The sequence below is a fragment of the Massilia sp. CT11-108 genome (genome assembly GCF_047302915.1).
In the GTDB taxonomy this organism is placed as follows: domain Bacteria; phylum Pseudomonadota; class Gammaproteobacteria; order Burkholderiales; family Burkholderiaceae_D; genus Telluria; species Telluria orientalis.
In genome coordinates this window covers 1-5,842 of the sequence record NZ_JBKYMO010000366.1, presented here as the reverse complement: position 1 = coordinate 5,842, position 5,842 = coordinate 1, and the positions used below count along the sequence as shown (strand labels likewise).

Annotated in this window: 4 protein-coding genes and 1 pseudogene; 3 read left to right on the top strand and 2 right to left on the bottom strand. The window is 64.2% G+C overall.

What is annotated here, in order from left to right; genetic code table 11:
- Positions 1–144 precede the first annotated feature (144 nt).
- The gene (locus tag ACEN88_RS22970) at positions 145–1,071 is read left to right on the top strand and encodes a hypothetical protein (RefSeq protein WP_413343349.1); all 927 of its coding nucleotides are present in this window, start codon (positions 145–147) and stop codon (positions 1,069–1,071) included.
- A gap of 305 nt (positions 1,072–1,376) precedes the next feature.
- Positions 1,377–3,695, top strand: a complete 2,319-nt coding sequence (locus ACEN88_RS22965) for a TonB-dependent receptor (protein ID WP_413343347.1) — start codon at positions 1,377–1,379, stop codon at positions 3,693–3,695.
- Positions 3,696–3,736: 41 nt separating this feature from the next.
- On the opposite strand, the gene ACEN88_RS22960 is transcribed toward ACEN88_RS22965, so the two are convergent.
- Positions 3,737–4,183, bottom strand: coding sequence for a hypothetical protein (locus ACEN88_RS22960; RefSeq protein ID WP_413343345.1), 447 nt, complete (start codon positions 4,181–4,183; stop codon positions 3,737–3,739).
- A gap of 61 nt (positions 4,184–4,244) precedes the next feature.
- Between ACEN88_RS22960 and ACEN88_RS22955 the strand changes: the two are divergent.
- Positions 4,245–5,393, top strand: a pseudogene (locus tag ACEN88_RS22955) (response regulator); the annotation flags it as partial.
- Here the strand turns inward: ACEN88_RS22955 and ACEN88_RS22950 are convergent.
- Positions 5,379–5,726: a response regulator gene (locus ACEN88_RS22950; RefSeq protein WP_413343351.1), complete on the bottom strand. Its 348-nt coding sequence runs from the start codon at positions 5,724–5,726 to the stop codon at positions 5,379–5,381. The pseudogene ACEN88_RS22955 and the gene ACEN88_RS22950 sit on opposite strands and share 15 nt — an antisense overlap.
- Positions 5,727–5,842: the final 116 nt, after the last annotated feature.

The following is a 5,842-nucleotide window of genomic DNA, read 5'->3' as shown; positions in this document are numbered from 1 at the left end:
CAACACCGCTGACCGTCGCCGTCTCCATCTCGACGCCCGCCTTGCGCGGGCGTTTTGTTTTTCTCTTTACAACATTGCCCACCTCTAATGTAAAATTTGACAATTGCAATTTAGCATTTTCGATTTTTCACTTTTGAGGATCTCATGGAAGACCTGAAGGAACCGGCCACCGCCACGCCCGTCCACCCTGCCCGGCCGCCCCGCCGCTGGGGCCGCCTCGTACTGTATGTGCTGGCCACGGTCGGCGCGCTCGCCCTGGCCCTGATCGCGCTGGCTTACTGGCTGCATGCGAAGGACGCGCAGAAACGCGTCACGATCGACGAAGCCGCCGTCATCGACGACGTGATGGGCCAGACCTACGGCAAATACTCGGCCGCGAAAAAGGGGTGGCTGTTCGTGGGCGAAGACAACGTGACGTATCTGATGCGCGTCGTGCAGCAGGCGAAGATCCCCGACGGGGCGGCCGGCGACGAGCTGTACTTCGTCGCCAGCGGGGCCGCCGTGAACGGCGACGGCCAGGCGGTGTATGGCGTGTTCTACGTGCACCCGGACGGCAAGGACGGCGGCCTGGCCCAGGAAAATACGCAGATCCGCTTCCTGTCCAACGCCCCGGTCAAGCCCGAACAGGTCCGCTTCGAAGCCCTCAGCGAAAACCTGTGGGGCTGGGTCGTCAAGACGCGCTGGGACGCCGAGCCGGACAGCGAGGCCGTCACGACCATGAATACGGTGCTGGCACCGCACGACGGCCAGATCGCCGTGCTGGGAGAATTCCTCGCCGCACGCGATGCGAAACCGGAGGGGTCCTGCGAGGACGCGAAGGCCGCGTACGACGCCTGGCTGGCACAGGTCGCGAACACGGAGCATGGCGACGACGGGGGCATACCGCCGGCCCGCTGCGACAAGCGCCGCTGGACCTATCGCACGGCCACCGTCAACGGCAATATCCCCGTGCCGATCACGGTGACGGCGGGCGGCACGCTGGACGACCAGCCGGTGGAAGCACAAACCTGGAAGCTGATGTTCGACACCAGGACGTTCAGCTACGACATCCCGCCGGACCTCCAGAACTAGCGGTGTTGGCCATTAACAACAAGGGAAACGTTGCTTAAATCATACGCCGGGCACGCCACAGGATGCCCGGCGCCGACCTTCAGCGCCGCCCTCTCCCTGGAATCCGCAAATACGATCGTGAACCCCAACCCGTCACTATGCAACAGTGGGTCGGCACAGGCAAATACCGTTTAGTTAAGTAATTTATACGTTTTCAAAATATATACATCGACATCTTTTCCAAATGTCTTTACTGCTAGGATGAGCAATCTTTGCCAAATGACAAAGAGAATAAAAACAAGCATCAAGACAAGGAAGAGATATCCATGAGCGTACGCCCCACCCGACTGTTCGCCCGCACGCTGCTCGCCGCCGCCGTGACGAGCGCCTTTCCCATGATTGCCCAGGCCGACGAGCCGGACCAGGCCGTGGCCGCGCAAGGCACCTCCACCGCCGCCAAACCCGCCGGCCAGCGCCTGGAAACCGTGATCGTGACCGCCCAGCGGCGCGCCGAGAACCTCAAGGAAGTCCCGATGTCGGTCACCGCCATCAAGGGCGAGAAGCTGGACGTGCTGACGTCCGGCGGCGCCGACATCCGCTTCCTGGCCGGCCGCTCGCCCTCGCTGAACGTCGAATCGGACTACGGCCGCTCGTTCCCGCGCTTTTACATCCGCGGCCAGGGCAATACCGACTTCGACCTGAACGCGTCGCAGCCGGTCGGCCTCGTCGTCGACGACATCGTGCAGGAAAGCCCCATGCTGAAGGGCTTCCCCGTGTTCGACGTGGACCAGGTCGAAGTGCTGCGCGGCCCGCAGGGGACGCTGTTCGGCCGCAACTCGCCCGCCGGCGTGATCAAGTTCGATTCCGCGAAACCGGTGTTCAAGACGGAAGGCTATGCCGTGCTCGGCGCCGGCAATTACGGCACGATCAATGCGGAAGGCGCGTACAACGTGCCGCTGTCGGACATGCTGGCGCTGCGCGTCTCGCTGCAGTCGCAGCACCGCAACGACCGCGTGCACAACCCGCGGCCCAACGCCTACACCCGCGATTTCGAAGGCTACGACGACAACGCCGCGCGCATCCAGCTGCTGTTCAAGCCAACGCGCGACTTCTCCGCGCTGTTCAATGCCCACGGCCGCGCCATGAAGGGCAATGCGACCCTGTTCCGCGCGAACATCATCAAGAAGGGCACGAACGACCTCGTCGACGGGTTCGACTACGACCGCTACCCCACCGACGGCGGCAACAGCCAGACCTTGCGCACCAGCGGCGCCAACCTGCGCCTGCGCTGGGACCTGGACGGCATGACCCTGCACTCGATCACGGGTTACGAGCACGCGGACTTCTACAGCCGCGGCGACGTGGACGGCGGGTTTGGCGCGGTGTACGCCCCGCCGATGGGACCGAACTATCGTGGCCAGAACGCCTTCATCCCGTTCACCGTCGAGACGGCCGACCTGCTGCCGGAACACGACCAGACGACGCAGGAAATCCGCCTCGAATCGAACACGAAGGATCCGCTGCAGTGGATGGCCGGCGTGTTCTATTTCAACGAACACATCCGCATCGATTCCATCAGCTTCAACACGCTGGCGCCGGGGAATCCGCAGAACGACGCCTACGCGACGCAGACGCAGGACGCCCGTTCGTGGGCCGTGTTCGGCACGCTGAACTACAAGGTCTCGGAGCAGCTGAAACTGCGCGGCGGCCTGCGCTACACGAGCGACAACAAGGATTTCGTCGCGCAGCGCTTCGAACCGCCGCAGACGAGCGGCCCGCTGCCGCTGCACCGCGATTCGCACAACGTGAGCTGGGATGCGTCGGCGACCTATGCGCTGGATGCGGACACGAACCTGTTCGCGCGCGTGGCGACCGGCTACCGCGCACCGTCGATGCAGGGCCGCCTGAACGGCCTCGGCGACAAGCCGTCGATCGCGGGTGCGGAAAAGGCGTTGTCGTATGAAGCGGGCATCAAGGCCGACCTGCTCGACCGCCGTGCGCGCCTGTCCGCAACGGCGTTCCAGTACCGCGTGAAGGACAAGCAGCTGACGGCCGGCAGCGGCACGATCAACATGAACCAGCTGATCAACGCCGAGAAGGTCACGGGCCAGGGTGTGGAACTGGACTTCCAGGCGATCCTGGCGGACGACTGGCGCGCGAGCATCGGCGCGAGCTACAACGACACCGAGATCAAGGATCCGAACCTGTTCGTGCAGACCTGCGGCAACCAGCCCAATACGGGCGGCGTGAACGGCTGCACCCCGACCGGCGCCCCCGGCCCGTTCCCGTACACGCAGAAGCTGAACGGGCTGCCGCTGCCCCGTTCGCCGAAATGGCAGACGAACTTCACGTTGCGTTATTCGCATCCGCTGGCCGACGGTGAACTCTATGCGCTGACGGACTGGTCGTACCGCACCGAGTACAACATGTTCCTGTACGAAGCGAAGGAGTACAAGGCGAAGGCCCTGCTGGAAGGCGGCCTGCGGGTCGGCTACAAGTGGGACAACGGCAAATACGAGCTTGCCGCATTCGCCCGCAACATCACCAACCGCATCCAGGTCGTGGCGGCGATCGACTTCGACAACCTCACGGGTATCGTCAACGAACCGCGCAACTACGGCGCGCAGTTCCGCGTGAACTTCTGATCGCACGGGTGTGCGCCGGCCGGGCGCACACCCGCAACGAGTTAGGCCGCGCCGGCCGTCTTTTCCCCGCCCGGGCCCAGCGCCCGGCAACCGACCGCCTGCTCGTTATGCGCCTCGATGGCGGCCGCGTTCTGGTGGTCCGAGCTCGCATCCACCTTTTCCGGCGCCACCTCGATACGGGTGATGCTGGATGCCACCGAGACCGGGTCGCTGGCCGGGAACGTCATTTCCACGGCGTCGTCGAGCAGCGTTTCCTTGGCCATGGCTTCGCGCGGCTCGGCTTCGGCGCTGGCCATCGTGCGGATCGCGCGCGCCCATTTCACGACCTTCAGGTCTGCCAGGTCGGCGATGGTATTGATACCGAACGCATCACGCAACGCATCCGCCTGCTGCTGGGTGACGTCGCGCAGCGCCGTCACGGGCTGGTTCACCAGTTCGCGGAAACATTTGTCGTGATGGGTGTCGTTTACGATGATTTGAATATTCATGTCTGTCCTTTCAAGTGGGCCCCTGACACGTTCGCACTATCGCATACGGCCTTGACACGGTATGTGCGGCACCGAACGATGGCCGCGCACGATTGATTTTCGGGTAAGGACGCGCCCGTGCTACCATGACGAATTGCAACAGTTTTTATCAATATATTTTGCAAAACGGCATGCTCTGCTATCCTGCCGAGCTTGTGAATACAGTTTCCGAGCCTGTTCAAACGCCGTGTCCCACACCGAAAAACCGAAGATTCTCGTCGTCAACGACGACGCTGCCAGCCTGCTTGCACTGACGAGCCTGCTGGAGCAATGGGCCGACGAAAGCAATTACGAGGTCCTGTCCGCGCGCTCCGGCCAGGATGCGCTGCGCCAGGTACTCCGTCACGATTTCGCGGTGATCCTGCTCGACGTGAACATGCCCGGCATGGACGGATTCGAAACGGCCGAGGCGATCCACCTGCGTCCCCGCTCCGCCGACATCCCGATCATCTTCGTCACGGCCTTCCTCGCCGACGAGATCGACCGCCTGAAGGCCTATCAGCGCGGCGCCGCCGATTTCCTGTTCACCCCCGTGATCCCGCAGGTCCTGCGCGCCAAGGTGCAGGTGTTCGTGGCGCTCGCGACGAAGAACGAGCAGCTGAAGCGCCAGGCCGAAAAACTGTCCCAGCGCACGACCGAGCTGACCGCGACCAATAAACGTCTCGTGCGCGAGATGGAAGAGCGGCGCGCGGCCGAACGCAAGAGCAGCGCCAAGGACGAATTCCTCGCGATGCTGGGCCATGAGCTGCGCAATCCGCTGTCCGCCATCAGCAGCGCCGGCTCGCTGCTCGGCATGCCGGGCGTCAGCGGCGATTCGATCGCGCGGGCGCGCCTGATCATCCAGCGCCAAAGCCAGCATTTGTCGCGCATCGTCGACGATTTATTGGATTTGTCGCGCGCCATGTCGGGCAAGATCCTGCTGTCGCGCAAGCGCCTGGACATGGCCACGCTCGTCTCCAGCTGCCTCGACACGTTCCGCGCGACGGGCCGCACGACCGGCTACGACATCGACGCGCAACTGGCGCCGGCCTGGGTCGACGGCGACGCGACGCGGCTGGAACAAATCGCGACGAACCTCATCGACAACGCGCTGAAATACACGCCGGCCGGCGGCCGCATCGAGATCACGGTGGTGCCGATCGGCGAAGACGTCGTGCTACGCGTGAGCGATTCCGGCGTCGGCATCGCGCCGGACCTGCTGCCGCACGTGTTCGACGTGTTCGTGCAGGGCGCAATCTCGATCGACGGGCTTCACGAGGTGCAGGTCGAAACCCGCCTCCATGACGCGGCGCTGGTCTTCTTCGAGACCGTAACCCGTCACCGCGATCAGCCGGATTGCACGCGCCGCCGGGTCCTGGCGCAAGCGACGCGCCACTTCGTAGCCATCGATGCCGGGCAGGCCGATATCGACGAGGGCCACGTCCGGCGTTTCCGAGCACGCCACCCGCACGCCTTCGAGGCCGTCGCCTGCCTGCAACACCGGGTAGCCGAACGACGCGAGCATCGTCGCCATCATCTCGCGGCCGTCGTCGTTGTCTTCGATCAGCAGGACTTTCGGCTTGCCGGCTTCCTGCGGCCGGGCGCGCGCGGGCGCGTCGGCGGCCAGCGCCGCGTCGGTGC

Bases quoted from the DNA above. Each gene is read 5' to 3' on its own strand.
- ACEN88_RS22965 (WP_413343347.1), top strand. From the start codon at position 1,377: ATGAGCGTACGCCCCACCCGACTGTTCGCCCGCACGCTGCTCGCCGCC.
- ACEN88_RS22970 (WP_413343349.1), top strand. From the start codon at position 145: ATGGAAGACCTGAAGGAACCGGCCACCGCCACGCCCGTCCACCCTGCC.
- ACEN88_RS22960 (WP_413343345.1), bottom strand. From the start codon at position 4,183: ATGAATATTCAAATCATCGTAAACGACACCCATCACGACAAATGTTTC.
- ACEN88_RS22950 (WP_413343351.1), bottom strand. From the start codon at position 5,726: ATGCTCGCGTCGTTCGGCTACCCGGTGTTGCAGGCAGGCGACGGCCTC.